This is a genomic window from Pseudomonas sp. BIGb0176 (assembly GCF_024810175.1).
GTDB lineage: Bacteria > Pseudomonadota > Gammaproteobacteria > Pseudomonadales > Pseudomonadaceae > Aquipseudomonas > Aquipseudomonas protegens.
Genome location: NZ_JANUEC010000003.1, coordinates 307,212 through 325,421, shown reverse-complemented (window position 1 = coordinate 325,421; position 18,210 = coordinate 307,212). Strand labels below are relative to the sequence as shown.

At 64.4% G+C, this 18,210-nt stretch carries 16 protein-coding genes; 10 read left to right on the top strand and 6 right to left on the bottom strand.

The features are described 5' to 3' along the window. The first annotated feature begins 220 nt into the window (after positions 1-220). The 3 genes from M2395_RS19580 to M2395_RS19570 all read left to right on the top strand — a co-directional run bounded on the left by M2395_RS19580 (position 221) and on the right by M2395_RS19570 (position 1,808). Positions 221-532, top strand: a complete 312-nt coding sequence (locus M2395_RS19580) for a hypothetical protein (RefSeq protein WP_019093113.1) — start codon at positions 221-223, stop codon at positions 530-532. Between the two features lie 229 nt (positions 533-761). Next, positions 762-1,055, top strand: a complete 294-nt coding sequence (locus M2395_RS19575) for a hypothetical protein (protein ID WP_015636856.1) — start codon at positions 762-764, stop codon at positions 1,053-1,055. Positions 1,056-1,160: 105 nt separating this feature from the next. After that, positions 1,161-1,808, top strand: a complete 648-nt coding sequence (locus M2395_RS19570) for a carboxypeptidase-like regulatory domain-containing protein (RefSeq protein WP_026019976.1) — start codon at positions 1,161-1,163, stop codon at positions 1,806-1,808. On the opposite strand, the gene M2395_RS19565 is transcribed toward M2395_RS19570, so the two are convergent. Then, positions 1,786-3,444, bottom strand: a complete 1,659-nt coding sequence (locus M2395_RS19565; RefSeq protein WP_077934712.1) for a hybrid sensor histidine kinase/response regulator — start codon at positions 3,442-3,444, stop codon at positions 1,786-1,788. The genes M2395_RS19570 and M2395_RS19565 overlap by 23 nt on opposite strands. A gap of 145 nt (positions 3,445-3,589) precedes the next feature. On the opposite strand from M2395_RS19565, the gene M2395_RS19560 reads away from it, so the two are divergent. Both M2395_RS19560 and M2395_RS19555 read left to right on the top strand, forming a co-directional pair. Further along, positions 3,590-4,207: a response regulator transcription factor gene (locus M2395_RS19560; protein WP_015636859.1), complete on the top strand. Its 618-nt coding sequence runs from the start codon at positions 3,590-3,592 to the stop codon at positions 4,205-4,207. A 202-nt stretch (positions 4,208-4,409) separates the two neighbouring features. After that, on the top strand, positions 4,410-4,841 hold the full coding sequence (locus M2395_RS19555; RefSeq protein WP_011063174.1) for a hypothetical protein: 432 nt from the start codon (positions 4,410-4,412) through the stop codon (positions 4,839-4,841). Between the two features lie 36 nt (positions 4,842-4,877). Here the strand turns inward: M2395_RS19555 and M2395_RS19550 are convergent, their stop codons facing one another. Next, complete coding sequence (locus M2395_RS19550) at positions 4,878-7,220, bottom strand: bifunctional diguanylate cyclase/phosphodiesterase (RefSeq protein ID WP_077934713.1); 2,343 nt, start codon at positions 7,218-7,220, stop codon at positions 4,878-4,880. Positions 7,221-7,678: 458 nt separating this feature from the next. Between M2395_RS19550 and lon the strand changes: the two genes are divergently transcribed. The 5 genes from lon (at position 7,679) to cmoB (ending at position 13,154) form a co-directional block, all read left to right on the top strand. Further along, positions 7,679-10,099 (top strand): endopeptidase La, encoded by a 2,421-nt coding sequence (gene lon, locus M2395_RS19545; RefSeq protein ID WP_077934714.1) that lies wholly within the window; start codon positions 7,679-7,681, stop codon positions 10,097-10,099. Positions 10,100-10,258: 159 nt separating this feature from the next. Continuing rightward, the gene (locus M2395_RS19540; RefSeq protein WP_011063177.1) at positions 10,259-10,651 is read left to right on the top strand and encodes a protease inhibitor I42 family protein; all 393 of its coding nucleotides are present in this window, start codon (positions 10,259-10,261) and stop codon (positions 10,649-10,651) included. Position 10,652: 1 nt separating this feature from the next. Beyond that, positions 10,653-11,288: a lysoplasmalogenase gene (locus M2395_RS19535; protein WP_011063178.1), complete on the top strand. Its 636-nt coding sequence runs from the start codon at positions 10,653-10,655 to the stop codon at positions 11,286-11,288. 169 nt (positions 11,289-11,457) lie between these two features. Further along, a complete protein-coding gene (cmoA, locus tag M2395_RS19530; RefSeq protein ID WP_011063179.1) occupies positions 11,458-12,201 on the top strand; it encodes a carboxy-S-adenosyl-L-methionine synthase CmoA in 744 nt (247 codons plus the stop codon). Then, a complete protein-coding gene (cmoB, locus tag M2395_RS19525; protein ID WP_015636863.1) occupies positions 12,198-13,154 on the top strand; it encodes a tRNA 5-methoxyuridine(34)/uridine 5-oxyacetic acid(34) synthase CmoB in 957 nt (318 codons plus the stop codon). The genes cmoA and cmoB overlap by 4 nt, the downstream gene beginning before the upstream one ends. 141 nt (positions 13,155-13,295) lie before the next feature. Here the strand turns inward: cmoB and tadA are convergent, their stop codons facing one another. The 4 genes from tadA to ptsP form a co-directional block, all read right to left on the bottom strand. Continuing rightward, positions 13,296-13,784, bottom strand: coding sequence for a tRNA adenosine(34) deaminase TadA (gene tadA, locus M2395_RS19520; RefSeq protein ID WP_011063181.1), 489 nt, complete (start codon positions 13,782-13,784; stop codon positions 13,296-13,298). After that, positions 13,784-15,160 (bottom strand): multicopper oxidase family protein, encoded by a 1,377-nt coding sequence (locus tag M2395_RS19515; protein ID WP_015636864.1) that lies wholly within the window; start codon positions 15,158-15,160, stop codon positions 13,784-13,786. Before M2395_RS19515 ends, tadA begins: the two co-directional genes overlap by 1 nt. 198 nt (positions 15,161-15,358) lie before the next feature. After that, positions 15,359-15,649 carry a PTS transporter subunit EIIB gene (locus tag M2395_RS19510; RefSeq protein ID WP_011063183.1) on the bottom strand — a complete coding sequence of 97 codons (291 nt, stop codon included), beginning with the start codon at positions 15,647-15,649 and terminating at the stop codon, positions 15,359-15,361. Positions 15,650-15,651: 2 nt separating this feature from the next. After that, positions 15,652-18,189 (bottom strand): phosphoenolpyruvate--protein phosphotransferase, encoded by a 2,538-nt coding sequence (gene ptsP, locus M2395_RS19505; protein ID WP_123431377.1) that lies wholly within the window; start codon positions 18,187-18,189, stop codon positions 15,652-15,654. Positions 18,190-18,210 lie beyond the last annotated feature (21 nt).

Here is an 18,210-nt window from a genome sequence, read left to right as displayed (position 1 = left end):
CCTCTTCGCCGGCGAGCCGGCTCCTACAAGGGGCTTGTCATTCCATCTTGCTCGACCGGCAGCCCCTCAAAGGACGGTCACCGAAAATTCCTACAACTCACGTCCCATCGCATCACCTTGCCCCTCAAGGGCTCTGCCCTTAAGGTCTGGGGGTCATTGAAAACTCAGTGACAGGGGTGTGGAAGCCCCCCATATAGTCAGGCGCGCAAAGCACCAGCAAATGCCTGACCTGTTTGTAGCCTGCACTTTGGACAAAGCCGTGGAGCAATACATGCCCCTCACCAGCAACGACTACAACATCCCCGCCCTGCTGGTGGACACCCAGGCCCCGCTGGACGCTCTCCACGAAGCCGCCGCGCACCGCATCCGCGCGGCCACCCAGTTGCTGGAGAACATCGCCAGCCACGACAACCTGCAGAGCAACCCGGCCCTGCTCCAGGACTTCGCCCAACTGTGCGTCATCCCCCTGCGCGATGGCTGCGACCTGCTGGACGTACTGGGCCGACGCCTGCAGGAACAACTGCTGACCTGACCCCGGCTCCAGGACCGGCGGCGCCTCGCCGGTCCTCTCAAGCGGCCCTGCTCGCCTGCCCAGCAGTCCCGTAATTGCAAAGCGACATTAGCCCATTTGTGCTAATCGACCCTCCCCCAACCCGGGGCTATAGTTCCGGGCAACCATCTGATCTCCCCACCGTTGCCAGCCTGCGGTGTCGGGAGCGGCTGCGCCGTTGAAAACACAACAACACCAAGGAAGATTCATCATGAAACTCCAGTCCAGCCTCCGCCCCGTTGCCCTGCTCAGCCTCCTGGCACTCGCACTGGGCGGTTGCGCCATCGCCAAACCGAGCAACGACGACCTCAAGAACCGCGCCCAGATCACCCTTGGCAAGCCGGTTTCCACGGTTTCCAACGTGCGCAGCGACGCGTCCCAGACCTACTTCACCGCCAGCACCAGTGCCGGCGAATACAATTGCGTACTGCCCAGCGGCGGCATGGTCGCCTTCGCCACCATGGGTGGAGCAGTAGCGCTGCCGGCCGAGTGCAGCAAGCAATAAACCGCTAGCCCCTGGCCAACCAGGTTCGCCGCGACGGGCTGCACCGGTGTAGCAGCGGGACAGCGTCGGGCGAGCACCACTCCCTCCTGAAAAGGTCCTGAGTTGATGAAACCCCGTCTCTTCATGGTGACAGGCCTGGCCCTGCTCGCCTGTACCCTGATTGCCTGCGCGCCGCGCCAAGGGCGAACCCTGGACGAATACCCGCCAGTCAAGATTCCCACCGTGCAGTACCCCGACGAGCCCTTCGACACCCAGGCCGCGCGCGCCGCGCTGCAACCCGGCACCGCAACGCTCACCGGCAAGTTCTGTATCGTCGGCAATGACGGTATCGAAGACAGCCGCAACGTCGAGATCTATCTCTACCCGGCCACCCCGCACTTGCAGGCCTGGCACAAGTTGCGCGCGTCCCAACCCGAAGGCGCACCGGTGAGCATGGTCCCCGAAGCCCTGGCCGTGCACCGGGTGACCCGCACCGACGGCAACGGCATCTTCCAGTTCACGGGGCTGCAACCGGGCCGCTACTTCGTCCAGGGCCACGATATGGTGTACGGCACCAGCCGCTGGAACGAGTACGTGGGCACCGGCCAGAGCAACACCAACTACGGGCCGGTGACCACCCACTACTACACCGAGCGCAGTTCGATCTCTTCGTACTCGGGCATGCTGGATGACTTCGTCGAACTGGCCAGCGGCGAGAACAAGAAGCTGACCATGACCAACTACCCTCTGCTTATCCCGTGCCGGACCTGGTAACTGTCTCTGGCGCCGCAGCCCTGTGGGCAGGCACCAGCGGTGCCTCGCGCAGGGCTCGCAAGGTGCTGCGCAGTTCCACCGGCCGCACCGGCTTGGACAGTATGGCGATGTTGCGGTCGTGCAGGGCGACGTGGATTTTCTCGATGTCGTGCCCGGTGATGATCAGCGCCGGCACTTCCCAGCCCCGCTGCTGACGGATGCTGTCGATGCATTCGATACCCGAGGCCCGGGTGCCCAGGTCATAGTCGGCGACGATAATGTCGCAATCGGTCAGCAGGTTCTCCCCGCTCGATTCGGCCTGGACCACGCAGCCCCAGCGCTCCAGCAGCGCCGAAGTGGCCAGCAGCACGTTACGGTCATCCTCCACCAGACAGACCCGCAGCCCGGTCAGCAAGCCGCTCTGCAACGCCTCGTCACGACCGTGCAAACGCTGTGGCGCGGCCAGTGACAGGCCGTGCAGGCTGACCGTGGTGCCGTGGTCGACCCGCGAACGAATCATTACCTGCAGGTCAGTCATCTGCCCCAGGCGCTTGACGATGGACAGGCCCAGGCCGACGCCTTCGACGTCCTTGTCCCGTACCTGGCGAACCCGGTAGAACTCATCGAAGATCTTCGGCAGATGCTCCTCGGCAATCCCCCGGCCCTGGTCATAGATGACAATGGCCAGGCCTTGGCCACGCCGGCGCACGCCAATCAGCACCGGCCGTTCCGCGGCGTACTTGAAGCAATTGGACAGTACGTTCTGCACCATGGTCGCCAACAGCCCCGGGTCGACCCGCACCCAATGGGCGCAGGGCCGCAGCCGCAGTTCGACACCGGCCCAGCGCGCCGCCTCGGAATTCTGGCGTACCAGGTCGCGCAACAGTTCGCCCAGGTGGACGGTTTCGTACTTGGGCTGCACTCGCCCGTTGTCCAGGGTGTAGAGGTCGAGGATCGAGCGGAACAACTGCGAGACGTTGAGCAGCGAACGATCGATGTTGTCCACCAGGCGCCGCTCATCCACCCCCAGGCTGGCTTCGCGCAGGCAGGCGGTGAACAGGCCGATGGAGTGGATCGGCTGGCGCAGGTCATGGCTGGCCTGGGCCAGGAAACGGGACTTTTCCAGGTTGGCGGCAATCGCCTCTTCCGAAGCAAGGCGGGTGCGCTTGAGCAGGATGTGGGCGTACACCGGGATCACCGTGCTGGTGATCATCAGCATCAGCACCATGTAGGGCTGGGCCTGCCAATAGGGGGTCAGCAGGTAGACCATGAACAGCGCGAACAGCGCCAGCACGGTGGCGATGGCCAGGTAGCGCGAGCCGAAACGCATGCCATTGCCCAGGTTGACCCAGACCATCACCGCATAGATCGGCAGCGCCCCCTCGCCGCCTACCACCAGGCCGTAACAGGTGCCGGTGTAGTCATAGACCATGCCCAGGATGCGCCGCGCCGGGTAGTGCCCGGGCCAACGGGCAATGGCCATGCGCAGCACGATCGAACCCAGCATGAACAGGGAAATGTAGATCATCACCGGCACGTAGGGATCCACATCCTGCCCCGGCAGGAAGCCGATCACGCCAAACCAGACCAGGGCGCATCCGGCCACGATAATCCGCAGGGTGGCCTGATCGAGTTCACTGTCTTTCTCAACTTTCATGCAATCACCTCCTTGTGCAATATGCGCTGCCGTGGTCTTTTGCCGTTCGGCAAACTGGCCCATCGGACACGACCAGCGGGCAGTTACAACGCCGTGCGCCAAGTTAGCATGCCCACAGGACTGGATGTTTCAAGGAGTTTCAAACATGACATGCCGGATTATCGTCGCCGACGACCACCCGTTGTTTCGCGAAGGCATGCTGCGCACCATCCAGCGCTTGCTGCCCGATGCCGTGCTCGAAGAGGCCGGCGACCTGGCTGCGGTAATGGCCCTGGCCGAGAGCGGCGAGGAGCCGGACTCGCTGATTCTCGACCTGCGCTTTCCCGGCCTGACCTCGGTCAGCATGATTGCCGGCCTGCGCCAGCAATTGCCGCGCACCTCGATCATCGTGGTGTCGATGGTCGACAACCAGGACCTGATCGCCGAAGTCATGGCCGCCGGGGCCGACGGTTTCATCGGCAAGAGCATCAGCCCGGACGAGATCGGCCAGGCGATTCAGGCCATCCGCGAAGGCGACGTGGTGGTCAAGTACGCGCCTTCCGGCCTGCTGCTGCCCCTGGACGCCTGCGCCGAAGTGAGCCAGCTGACCACCCGGCAACAGGAAGTCCTGCGCCTGATCGCCCAGGGCAAGACCAACAAGGAAATCGCCCGAGAGCTGGATATCTCGCCGTTCACCGTGCGCATCCACGTGTCTTCCCTGCTGCATACCCTCAAGGTGCCGTCGCGCGCCGCGGCGGCGGTGAAGTTCGCCGGCACCTGGTAAACCGGGACAATCGGGGCCGCGCTATCGGGCGGCCTGCACCAGAATGCCAAGACACGGTTGGTCAGCGCGCGCCGTTAATGCTGGGAAGCCCTGCGCAAATGAGGCAGCATCGGTTCTGGCACGCCGGTATAAACGCCATGGCATTGGGCGGCACGCCAGGAACAGCGTGCTGGCGCGACCGCCCTCGCAGGAGAAAGACATCATGAGTACGGATAAGCGTGATGAGTTGTTTGAACGGTTACACCACTGGTTCGGTGACTCGGAAGCCGCCAACTGGAACGAATACACCACCGAGCAGGTGGCCAAGGGAGTCCTCCACGCCTTTACCCCGGCGCAATGGCAACGCCTCGGCGAAACCCTGCTGTCGCGCCCCGAGTACTGGCAGCACCGCTGCGCGGTGTCCCTGGGAGAGTTGCGCAGCCCGCCGGCCATCGAGCTGCTGAAACGCCTGCTGGTGGATTCGCCCTACCTGGACGTGAGGGTCATGGCGATCTATGAACTGGACTGGTCGGAAGCGGCCATCGAGCCCCGCTATGCGCCCTGCATTCTGGAAATCATGGACAACCTCAGTGAGGAAGGCATAGAACCGGAGCTGCAAAGCCTGTTGACCAAGGCCGAGTCCGCCGCCCCCTGAGCGCGCCCCCTGGATGGCCCCTCGGCCATCCAGCTTTCAGCTCGACACCCGGGAGTTCACCAGCCAGCGCTCAAAGGCCTCGGTCGGCAACGGTCGGCTGATCAGATAGCCCTGCACCGTGTCGCAGCCCCAGCTTTCCAGCAATTTCAGGCAATGCTCATATTCCACGCCTTCGGCCACCACCTTGAGCCCCAGCTTGTGGCTCATTTCAATGGTGGAACGCACGATCACCGCATCGCCGCTGGTTTCATCCAGATTGCGGATGAACGACTGGTCGATCTTCAGTTCCTGCACCGGCAGGCGCTGCAACTGCGCCAGCGATGAATAGCCGGTACCGAAATCGTCCACCGACAGGCTGATGCCGCAGCCGCGCAAGCGTTGCAGCACGGCCAGGGCCTGCTCCGGGTCGCGCATGATGGCGCTCTCGGTGATCTCGAACACCAACTGTTCGGCTGCCACCTGATAGCCCTCAAGGTAATCGCTGACCCGTACTTCCAGGCCGTCGTCCTCCAGGTCGCTGGCCGAGATGTTCAGTGACAGGCGTACGGGCAGGGCCCGGCGGTTCCACTCCGCCAACTGGCGGATACAGGCTTCGATGACCCAGGCGGTGAGGCTGTGCATGCTGCCGGTGCGCTCGGCCAGGGGAATGAATTCCGCCGGCGAGACCACGCCGAACACCGGGTGCTGCCAGCGCAGCAGGGCTTCGGCCTGGTGCAGGTAGTCCCGGCGCAAATCGAGCTTGGGCTGGTACAACAGGAACAGCTCACCTTCGGCGGCCGCCCGGCGCAGGTCGCGGATCAGGCTGATCTGCCGCTGGTGAGCCAGGTCTCGGTCCTGCTGGTAGACCTGCAAGTAACCGGGCTTGAGCGAAGCATCATGGCGGGCGATGGCGGCGCGGCTGATCAGCTCCTCGGCGGACTTGCCGTCGGCGGGGTACACCGCCATCCCCATGCAGATCTGCCGGCGCACCTCATCGCCCTGGATCAGTTGCGGCCGGCTGAGCAGGTCATGCAGCCGGTCAGCCATGGCCATGGCCCCGTCCAGTTCGGTGTTCTCCAGCAGCAGGAGGAATTCACTGGCGGTGATCCGGGCCGCCGTATCGCCCTGGGACAATACTTCTCGCAGGCGCCGGCTGAGCTCGCCCATCATCTGGTCCAGGCCTTCTGTGCCAAAGCCTTCGTTGATCGCCCGATAGTTGTCGATGCCCAGGTAGAGCAGCACCACATTGCGCCGGGCGGCAATGGCCTTGGTCAGGCGTTCGATGGCCAGGGCCCGGTTCGGCAGCCCGGTCAGCGGATCATGCAGAGCGTTGTGGGCCAGTTGCCGTTCGCGGGTGGCAATGGCGCTCTGCATGGCGTTGAAGGCATCTGCCAGCACCCCGAACTCGTCGCTGCGCTTGATGGTTACCGGGGCCTGATAGTTACCGGCACCGATGCGCCTTGCCGCCTGGGCCAGGTCTTCCAGGGGCCGCGATACCCGCCGCGCCATCAGCAGGGCGCAGACCAGGGAGACCACCAGCGCCACCATGGCGATCCACATGAACTCCCGGTCCAGCGGGGCAAAGGCCTGCAACGCCTGCTCCAGGGGGCTTTGCAGCAAGGCCATGACCCGCGGATCGCCGGCATCCCCGGTATTGGCCAGTTGCAAGGCCTGGTTGAGGAAACGCTGGCCATGGGTCTCGCTCAACTGCGGCAGGGATTGCCATAGGGAGTCGGCCAGGACATTGATGATGGGCGACCAGAAGAACTCCGGCTGGGTGCTGAACAGCTCGCCGGGATGCTGACCATCGACCGTCAGAAACGACACTTCCAGGTTGCTCATGGAGCGCAGTTCCTGGGCAAACAGCTCATCCATGGGAAAGCCCATCACTACTCGGGCGATGGGTAGCGACTCCAGCACTTCCCCCTGGACCAGCAGATAGGGCCGGCCCTTGATTGCGACGAAGAGCATGTGGGTGTTGTGCCGCATGGCCCGGCGCAGGGCCTGGTCGTAGGGAAAGCGCTGGTCCCGGGCGATCACCGGCAGGGTGCTGGCGATGACCCGGCCCTCGGGGCTGAGCACGAACATCTCGCTGGAACGGATGCCGCCGCTATGCTGGGCCAGGGCGGCAAGGATATCCACCGGCTTGCCGCTGAGCACCGCCCGGCGAAACTCGGAATCCACCACCAGCCAGTCGACACCGTACTGCAGGTTACGACCGCGCAAGTCCAGCAGCCGTTCGAATACCCGGGTGCCGATCTTCAGTTGCAATTGCGCCTGGCGCTCCACCGCTTGGGTGGTGGCGGTCTTGACCGCGAAATACACCGCGGCAATCAATACCAACAGCAATAGCGCCAGCACCCCGACAATCCTTGCCTGAAAGGTTCGGCGCCACTTCATAAGGCTGCTCTCAGTCGCTCCAAGTCCCCGGCGGGCCTTGAAAAGGCCGACGCGGATAACCCCTGCCGGAAGCTGAAAAATCCCTTCTTCATACCCATCCCTCTGAGAAGCTGAATGCGCGCGTCAAATAAATGCCAGCTTCATTCCGGCATTCCGGGCAATCAGATTAATCCTCAAATTACACAAGATCACGCAATAAAACAGGTGACATCGCAGTCATTTTATTGACAACCCATGTCAAACAGCCCCTTCAAGTGAGCTTGAATCCCTTCGCAAAAACCCCCAGGCATGCAGCAAGAACAGCCTAGACCGCGGCTATGCAACGCTTCTCTGCCAGGGCAAGGGGCGATGCAGCGGCATTTCCCACCGCTTCGGAAAAACGCTGAAACCAGTCCCCCATTGAAACCCGCGGCGACCTGCCCCATCTAAGCTGCATAGTCCATCGCGCAGGAGCCTCCATGAGCGACCAGCAAGAATTTCCCGAAGATCCACGTGACTACGTCGATCCGGAAAACACCGAACACCAGGCTGCCCATGGCACCGGCCTGGCCCTGCCCGGACAGAATCTGCCGGACAAGGTCTACATCATCCCGATTCACAATCGTCCCTTCTTTCCTGCGCAAGTATTGCCGGTCATCGTCAATGAAGAGCCCTGGGCCGAAACCCTGGAACTGGTGAGCAAATCCGAGCATCACTCCCTTGCCCTGTTTTTCATGGACACCCCGCAGGAGGACCCGCGGCACTTCGATACCTCCGCGCTGCCGGAGTACGGCACCCTGGTCAAGGTCCATCACGCCAGCCGTGAAAACGGCAAGCTGCAGTTCGTTGCCCAGGGCCTGACCCGGGTGCGCATCCGCACCTGGCTCAAGCACCATCGTCCGCCCTACCTGGTGGAGGTCGAGTACCCCCATCAGCCCAGCGAGCCCACCGACGAGGTCAAGGCCTACGGCATGGCGCTGATCAATGCGATCAAGGAGTTGCTGCCGCTCAACCCGCTGTACAGCGAAGAGCTGAAGAACTACCTCAACCGCTTCAGCCCCAACGATCCGTCGCCCCTGACCGACTTCGCCGCCGCCCTGACCTCCGCCACCGGCAACGAACTGCAGGAAGTGCTGGACTGCGTGCCCATGCTCAAGCGCATGGAAAAAGTCCTGCCGATGCTGCGCAAGGAAGTCGAAGTGGCGCGCCTGCAGAAAGAGATTTCCGCCGAGGTCAACCGCAAGATCGGCGAGCACCAGCGCGAGTTCTTCCTCAAGGAGCAGCTCAAGGTGATCCAGCAGGAGCTGGGGTTGACCAAGGATGACCGCAGCGCCGACCTGGAGCAGTTCGAACAGCGCCTGACTGGCAAAGTGCTGCCGCCCCAGGCGCAGAAACGCATCGACGAGGAAATGAACAAGCTGTCGATCCTGGAGACCGGCTCGCCGGAATATGCGGTTACCCGCAACTACCTGGAATGGGCCACGGCCGTGCCCTGGGGTGTCTTCGGCGACGACAAGCTCGACCTCAAGCACGCGCGCAAGGTGCTGGACAAGCACCACGCCGGGCTCGACGACATCAAGAACCGTATCCTCGAATTCCTCGCGGTGGGCGCCTACAAGGGCGAGATCAGCGGCTCCATCGTGCTGCTGGTAGGCCCACCCGGTGTCGGCAAGACCAGCGTCGGCAAATCCATCGCCGAATCCCTGGGGCGGCCGTTCTACCGCTTCAGCGTCGGCGGCATGCGTGATGAAGCCGAGATCAAGGGCCACCGCCGCACCTACATCGGCGCCCAGCCGGGCAAGCTGGTGCAGGCCCTCAAGGAAGTGGAGGTGATGAACCCGGTGATCATGCTCGACGAGATCGACAAGATGGGCCAGAGCTACCAGGGCGACCCGGCCTCGGCCCTCCTGGAGACCCTGGACCCGGAGCAGAACGTCGACTTCCTCGATCATTACCTGGACCTGCGCATGGACCTGTCCAAGGTCCTGTTCGTGTGCACTGCCAACACCCTGGATTCGATTCCCGGCCCGCTGCTGGACCGTATGGAAGTGATTCGCCTGTCCGGCTACATCACCGAAGAAAAACTGGCCATCGCCAAACGCCACCTGTGGCCCAAGCAGCTGGAAAAGGCCGGTGTCGCCAAGACCAGCCTGAGCATCAGCGACGGCGCCCTGCGCACGGTGATCGATGGCTACGCCCGGGAAGCCGGGGTGCGCCAGCTGGAGAAACAACTGGGCAAGCTGGTACGCAAGGCCGTGGTCAAGCTGCTGGACGAGCCGGACGCCACGATCAAGATCGCGCCCAAGGACCTGGAGGCTTCCCTGGGCATGCCGGTGTTCCGTAACGAGCAGGTCCTGAGCGGCACCGGGGTCATCACCGGCCTGGCCTGGACCAGCATGGGCGGCGCCACCCTGCCTATCGAGGCCACGCGCATTCACACCCACAACCGCGGCTTCAAGCTCACCGGGCAACTGGGGGATGTGATGAAGGAATCGGCGGAGATCGCCTACAGCTACGTCAGCTCGCACCTCAAGCAATTCGGCGGCGACAGCAAGTTCTTCGACGAAGCCTTCGTCCACCTGCACGTTCCCGAAGGCGCCACCCCCAAGGACGGCCCCAGTGCCGGGGTGACCATGGCCAGCGCCCTGCTGTCCCTGGCGCGCAACCAGCCGCCGAAGAAAGGCGTGGCCATGACCGGCGAGCTGACCCTCACCGGCCACGTGCTGCCCATTGGCGGGGTGCGCGAGAAAGTCATCGCCGCGCGGCGCCAGAAGATCCACGAGCTGATCCTGCCGGAGCCCAACCGCGGGCATTTCGAAGAACTGCCGGACTACCTCAAGGAAGGCATCACCGTGCATTTTGCCAAGCGTTTTGCCGACGTGGCCAAAGTGCTGTTCTAACCCCTTTCGCCGCAAGCCGGCTCCTGCAGGGCCCCCCTCGCAGGAGCCGGCTTGCCGGCGAACAGGCCATAACCGCCAACCTTTATTCCCCTCCCCACACCGCCCATCATCTTCAGTTATGCTCGCCGTTCGTCATGAATGATCGGAGCTTCCTGACCCATGCCCACACCCCGCCTTCTTGCCCTGCTCAGCCTCGCCCTGCTGACCGCTTGCGCCAGCCAGCCCAAGCAGAACGTCACCGTTGAAAACCAGAGTGAATGCCCGCTGCAACTGCACAATGGGCAGAACCTGATCCTCACCCTGCCAAGCAACCCCACCACCGGTTATCGCTGGGCGATCCAGGATTCGGCCGGCGGCATCCTGCGCAAGGTCAGCCCCGAGGTCTACAGCAACCCCGAAGACACCGGTCTGGTGGGCAGTGGCGGGCAGTCGACCTGGCGTTTCCAGGCCTTCGCCAGCGGCCAGGGCCGGCTGCTGCTGACCTACCAGCAACCCTGGGCACCGGAAGAGGCCCCGGTGAAGGCCTTCGACTGCTCGATCACGGTGAACTGACATGGGCTGGCTGATACTGGCGCTGATGGGCGCCGCGACCTTCCTCTACGGCGTCAGCGTGCATGCCACCCTGCTCTGCCTGCTGGTCAAGCCACTGCCGGTGCTGGCCCTGCTGGGCTGGCTGCACGATGCACCGCCCGGGGACTACCGGCGCTGGATCATCATCGGCCTGCTGTTCTCGGTGCTGGGGGATGTCCTGCTGGCCTGGCCCACGGACCTGTTCGTGTTCGGTCTCGGAGCCTTCCTGGTGGCGCACCTGGCCTACCTCAAGGCTTATCTCAGCGACTGCCGGCGCCCGGCGCTGCTGCCCTTGCTGGTGGCACTGGCCATTGGCGCGGTGCTGTTGAGCATCCTGATCTCCCACGGCCTGGGGCCGTTGCTGGTGCCGGTGATCGTCTACGCCCTGACCATCAGCGCCATGCTCTGGCGCGCCCTGGCACGCCTCGGCTCAGCGGTGCCCACGCGGTCCGCGGTACTGGCAGCGCTGGGCGCCCTGAGCTTTGCCTTCTCCGACAGCCTGATCGGCATCAGCCGCTTCGTGCTGGCCTTCGACGCCGCGCCCTACCTGATCATCATTTTCTACTGGCTGGGCCAGTGGGGCATTGCCGCTTCGGCGTTCAGCCAGAAGCCACGCTGAGCCGCCTGCGCCGACAGGCCGGTCCCTACTCTCCGTAGGAGCCGGCTTGCCGGCGAAAGGCCCCCACCTTGCGTCGCCCTTGCGCCCCTGAAGGCCCTGCGGGCCTTATCGCAGCCTGCGGCAGCGGCTACAATGCCGCCCTCTTTTTATCTCCATCGCCGGAACCGCCGTGAGCAAAGAACCCGACCGCCTTTTCGCCCAGCCACTGGCCCAGGTGCCCGACTTCGCCTTCAACGAGGATGTGGTGCGGGTGTTCCCGGACATGATCAAGCGCTCGGTGCCGGGTTACCCGACCATTGTCGAGAACCTCGGGGTGCTGGCGGCGCAGTTCGCCCAGCCCAACAGCGTGCTCTACGACCTGGGCTCTTCCCTGGGGGCAGTGACCCAGGCCCTGCGCCGCCATGTGCGCACGGATGGCTGCCGGGTCATCGCGGTGGACAACTCCGCAGCCATGGTCGAACGGTGCCGGGAATACCTCAACGGCCAGGACTCGATGTTCCAGGAGCTGCTGCCGGTGCAGGTGATCGAGGGCGATATCCTGGCCCTGGAATTCCAGCCGGCCTCGGTGGTGGCCCTGAACTTCACCCTGCAGTTCATCGCCCCCGAGCAGCGTCTGGCCCTGCTGGGGCGCATCCGCCAGTCACTGCTGCCCGGTGGCGCGCTGATCCTCTCGGAGAAGCTGCGCTTCAACGATGACCAGGAACACGCCCTGCTCACCGACCTGCACATCGCCTTCAAGCGCGCCAACGGCTACAGCGAACTGGAAATCGCCCAGAAGCGCAGTGCCATCGAAAACGTCATGAAGCCCGACAGCCTCGAAGAACACCGCGAACGCCTGCTGGCTGCCGGGTTCTCGAAAGTGGTGCCGTGGTTCCAATGCCTTAACTTTGCCTCGTTGATTGCCCTGCCATGATTGATCTGTCCCCCCTCGCTCGCCGTCTGGCGGGTACGCCCCTGGCCACCTGGGCCAACGGGCTGCAAGCCCAGCTCGACGCCAAGATGGAAAAAGGCCATGGCGACCTGGAGCGCTGGCAAAGCGCCCTGGATGCATTGCCGAAGATCCAGCCCAGCGAAATCGACCTGATCAATGGCCTGCGCCTGGACACCGACTGCGACAACGCCACTCGGGCGCAGATGCGCACCGCACTGATGGGCCTGTCGCCGTGGCGCAAGGGCCCGTTCGACCTGTTCGGCGTGCACGTGGACACCGAATGGCGTTCGGACTGGAAGTGGTCGCGGGTCGCCCCGCACCTGGACCTTGAGGGCAAGCGCATCCTCGATGTCGGCTGCGGTAATGGCTACTACATGTGGCGCATGCTTGGCGCCGGCGCCCACAGCGTGATCGGCGTCGACCCCAACTGGCTGTTCTTCTGCCAGTTCCAGGCGGTGCAGCGTTACTTGTCGGAGCCTTCGGTGTGGCACCTGCCCTTCCCCTTCGAAGACCTGCCGGCCAACCTGGAAGGCTTCGACACGGTGTTTTCCATGGGGGTGTTCTACCACCGCCGTTCGCCCATCGAGCACCTGCTGGCGCTCAAGGACTGCCTGGTCAAGGGCGGTGAACTGGTGTTGGAAACCCTGGTGGTGGAAGGCGACCAGCATCAGGTGCTGGTACCGGAAGACCGCTACGCGCAGATGCGCAACGTGTGGTTCCTGCCGTCGGTGCCGGCCCTGGAACTGTGGCTGCGGCGCGCCGGGTTCAGCGACGTGCGGTGCGTGGATGTCAGCGTGACCAGCGTCGAGGAGCAGCGCGGCACCGAGTGGATGAAGTACCAGTCCCTGAGCGACTTCCTGGACCCCAACGACCACAGCAAGACCATCGAAGGCCTGCCGGCGCCGATGCGTGCGGTGATAGTCGCCAAGAAATAACCCGCCTTCCCCCGCAGGAGCTGGCCGGGCGGCGTTCCGCTTGCCAGCGAAGGCGCCCGCCAGAGCGGCGCAAGGCTCAAGGGCCTCTTCGCCGGCAAGCCGGCTCCTACGGTTTTGTGTAGGCCGCGAACCGGTTTGAGATCAGCGCGCTCGACGCGCCTTGAAGAATTCGCTCAGCACCGTGCCGCACTCCTCGGCCAGAACTCCGCCCTCGTACAGCACTCGATGGTTGAGAAACCCTTGGGTGAAGAACTGCCCCTGGCTCTGCACAATGCCGGCCTTGGGTTCCAGTGCGCCGTACACCACCCGGGCAATGCGCGAATGGACGATCAGCCCGGCGCACATGCTGCAAGGTTCAAGGGTCACGTACAGGGTGCTGCCGGGCAGGCGATAGTTGCTCACCGCCTGGGCCGCTTCGCGGATCGCCACCATCTCGGCGTGGGCGCTGGGATCGCTGCCGCTGATGGGGCAGTTGTAGCCACGGCCGATGACCTGCCCATCCAGCACCAGCACCGCGCCAACCGGCACCTCGCCCAGGGCAGCGCCCTGCGCGGCCAGGGCCAGGGCTTCACGCATGAAGTCCTGGTCGCGGCTGCGGTCGATGATCGGCGCCGGGCGTATCTGGCGCATCACACCACCTCGATGGCGGCCATCAGGCCGGTTTCCATGTGGTCGATCACGTGGCAGTGGAACATCCAGACCCCCGGGTTATCCGCCACCAGGGCGACCCGGGCGCGCTCGTTCTTGCCCAGCAGGTAGGTGTCGGTGAAGTAGGGGGTGATCTTCTTGCGGTTCGAGGCGATGACCTTGAAGCTCATGCCGTGCAAGTGGATCGGGTGCTGGTACTGGGTCATGTTCTTCAATTCGAAAATGTAGCTCTTGCCCTTTTTCAGGGTGGCAATCGGGCGGTCGGCGCAGGTCTTGTCGGTGATGTCCCAGGCCTGGCCGTTGATCTGCCACAGGCTAGGCGGCTTGCCATTGTCCACGTTCACCGAGACCGAGCCAACCCATTCGAAATTGAAGTTGAGCTTCTCGGCGTTGTCGAGATCCGGCTCGGCCACGGGGTTGGCCGGCAAGGCGGCGGGCCACTGGGTGGGCGCGTCGTTGTTGGCCACCGAGCGCAAAGTGCCCAGGCGCACCGGTCCGTTGCGCAGGGACAACTCCACACCGGCCGCCGGCGCCTTGATCGCCAGGCAGATGCGCATGCCCGGGCCCAGCCAGTATTCCTTGCCCAAGGGGCGCGGTTCGATGGGGTTGCCGTCCAGCGCATAGATCTGCGCTTCGACATCCGGGATGTTGATGCGGTAGGTCAGGGTGTTGTCCAGGTTCAGCAGGCGCACCCGGGTGATCTGCCCGGCCGGCAGGTCGATCACCGCCTGGGACACACCGTTGATGGTGGACAGGCGCCCGGCCGTACCACCGCGCGCCGCCTCCCGAGGGATGCTGAAGGGCATGAACGCGCCCTCTTCATCCACGTGCCAGCTTTTCAGGCTCAGGGTGCGCTCGTACTTGAAGCCGGTGGGTTCGCGTTCTTCGATGATCAGCGGGCCCACCAGGCCGCGACCCAGTTCTTCACTGCTGTTCACATGGGGGTGATACCAGTAGCTGCCGGCATCCGGCACGCGGAACTTGTAGTCGAAGTATTCGCCGGGCAGCACCGGCAGTTGCGAGACGTAAGGCACACCGTCCATTTCCAGGGGCAGGCGGATGCCGTGCCAGTGGATGGTGGTGGCCACCGGCAGGTGGTTGATGAAGCGTACCCGCAGCCATTCGCCCTGGCGCACCCGCAGTTCGGTACCCGGCGCCGAAGGGCCGAAGGCCCAGGCCTCGGTCTTGTGCCCAGGCACCAGCTCCACGTCCAGTGGCGCGGCGATCAGCTCGTAATCGTGCCCCGCCTCGGCGTCAGCCATCTTTCCCAGCCAATAACGCGATGCGCCGCCCGCCCCCACGCCCACCACTACCAGACCGGCCAGACCACCGAGTATTTGTCGACGGGTAAAGGACATGGACTCAACTACCTCACGTATCAGCCGCGGGCCCAGGCCCGCAAAAGGCGAATACGATACACCCGCAGTTGAGAAACAGTAAGGCCGGCGCGGCGACGGGACGCAGGCGAGACGGGGAAACGATGGGTGTTTTCGAGAGTCTGCTCGCTGGCAAGCCCGTTGCTCTTGCAGGAACCGGTTGGCCGGCGAACAGGCCCCTCAGCCCTGCAACCCCAACAGCAGGTGCACCACGCCACCGGCCAGGGGCATCACCGCCGGTACCCCCGCCACGCGCAGGGCGCTGCTGTCCAGCAGTTGCGGATCATGCAGCTCAAGGCGCAGGCGGGTCAGGGCCAGGGGTTGCTGGCTCTTGATGTTGGCGCTGCCACCCAGCGCCGCCAGCATTGCGTCATTCAGAACATTGCCGTTGGCCCTGGGGGCCTTCGGCTGATCAGGGATCAGATCCGGAGTCAGGGCTTTCCAGAACGCGCGTTGCAATTTCTCGAACATTTTCAGCTCTCCAGAACCAGTGAATCGGCTGCGACTTGCTGCTTGTGCAGGTATTCACGTACCTGAACCGCGTCCTCCAGATCGATGATCCGAGCTGCCAGCGCCTGGCATTCGCTCAGATCCAGCTCGCGTACCCGGGCCTTGATGGCCGGAATCAACGGCACGCTCACCGACAGTTCGTCCACCCCCAGGCCCAGCAACAGCGGCACTGCCAGGGTTTCGGACGCCAGTGCACCACAGACTCCGACCCACTTGCCGTGGGCATGGGCGGCCTGCACCGTTCGCGCGATCAGGCGCAGCACCGACGGGTGAAAGCTGTCGGCCTGACTGGCCAGACGCGGATGATCACGGTCCATGGCCAGGGTGTACTGGGTCAGGTCGTTGGTGCCGATGGAGAAGAAATCCACCTCCGGAGCAAAGCGGTCTGCCATCAGGGCCGCCGAAGGCACCTCGATCATGATGCCCAACTTGGGCCGCTCCGCCAGGCCCAGGGCCCGAACCTCGTCATCCAGTAGCTGCCGCGCCTGACGCAGCTCCGCCAGCTGGCTGACCATGGGCAACATGATGTGCAGGCGTGCCTGCCCGGCGCTGGCGAGAATCGCCCGGAACTGCTCCCGCAGCAGTTCGGGACGCTCCAGGCACAGACGGATGCCCCGCAGGCCGAGAAAGGGGTTGGCTTCACTGTCCATGGGCACATAGGCCAGGGGCTTGTCGCCGCCCACGTCCAGGGTGCGCACCACCAGATTGCGCCCAGGGCCCAGGGCCTGGGCGATGGCCCTATAGGTTTCGGCCTGCTCCTCCAGGCTGGGGGCATGGCTGCGGTCCTGGTAGAGGAACTCCGAACGCAACAGGCCGACGCCCTCGCCTCCCAGGCTCATGGCCTGCTCGGCCTCCGCCAGAGAGGCAATGTTGGCCGTGACCTCCAGATGATGACCATCACGGGTCACCGCCGGTTGCGCCGCCTGGGCCAGGTCCTGATGCTGGCGCAGGCGTTGCTGCTGACGCAGGGCCTCCAGTTGCTGCAAGCGTTGCGGGTCAGGGTCCGTATGCAGTTCGCCGCGATCGGCATCCAGCAGCACCCGGGTGCCGTTGGCCAGGGACAGGACCCGGGGCGACAGCCCACAGATCGCCGGCAGGCCCAGGGCTCGGGCGAGAATCGCCACGTGGCTGGTGGCGCCGCCGCCGACAGTGGCAAACCCCAGCACCTTGGCCGTGTCCAGGCTGGCGGTCTGCGAGGGGGTCAGTTGCTCGGCAATCAGGATGGCCTGGTCCGGCAAGCTCACGGCATGCTCTTGCACCCCGAGAATCAGCTTGAGCACCCGTTGGCCGACATCCGCCAGATCCACCGCGCGCTCAGCCAGCAGCGTACTGCCCAGGCCCTTGAACAGCTCGGCGGTAACCTCGATGGCACAGTTCCAGGCAAAGGCGGCGCTCTTGCCGGCGACGATCAGGGCTTGGGCCTGCTGCAACAGGCTCGGGTCGTCGAGGAGTTCCTGGTGGGCGCGGAAGATTTCCTGCTGTGCTTCACCCGGGGCATTGTCCCGCAGCTGTTGCAGGCCCCGCACCGCCTCTCGCAAGGCCCGCTCAAGGATTTCGCGCTCCTGCTGCGGGTTTGCCGCCCACTCGCTTATCTGCAAGCGCTGCTCAGCCACATGGACCACCTGGCCGACCGCCGAACCCGGTGACGCACAGACACCCCGCAGAACCGTCTCCAACGACTCATCCCGCGCCGCTACTGGCTCAGGACTCGGCGCCGCAGCACTGACTTTCTCGCCACAACCCGAGACCAGCAGCTCCACCAGAACCTGGATCGCCTGCTCGGCATCCGCACCCGCAGCACTGACCTGCAAGACATCGCCCTGCACCGTCTGCAACGCCATGATCGACACCAGGGACTTGGCATTGGCCGAGTTCTGGCGCCGGTGCAGGCAGATATTCGCGGCAAAGCCCTTGGCGGCCTGGGCCAGCAACGCCGCCGGACGTGCATGCAGCCCCTGGGGGTTGCCCAGGATCAGCGGTTTGGAAAACAGCGCCTCAGTTTCAGCGCCCTCGACCTTGGCCCCCTCCTCTGCGCAGGCGGGCTCGATCTGCAACACCGGCTGTCCCAGCTCCACCAGCAGGCTGCCGGACACCAGCCCCGTCACCGCCTCGCCACTGACCACCAGCATCAGGGTCAACAGGCTGCGCGCGTGCTGGGCCAGATAATCAGCATCGAACTCGATCAGCGGCTGGCCTGCCGAGATCTGCTGCCCCTCCTCGACCAGACAGGTGAAGCCCTTGCCCGCGAGGTTCACCGTGTCCAGCCCGATGTGCATCAGCACCTGCTGGCCCTGTTCACCGGTGATGCTCACCGCATGGCCGCTGTGTTGCAGGTTGCTGATCACCCCGGACAGAGGCGCACAGAGGGTCTGGGAAGTCGGGTCGATGCACAGCCCGTCACCGATCACCCGGCTGGAAAACACCGGGTCCGGAACCTGGTCCAGGGGCAGCAGCACCCCGGACAGGGGCGCGAGCAATTGCAAGGGTTGGGTTATGGCCATGACGTCACCTGCTAATGATTC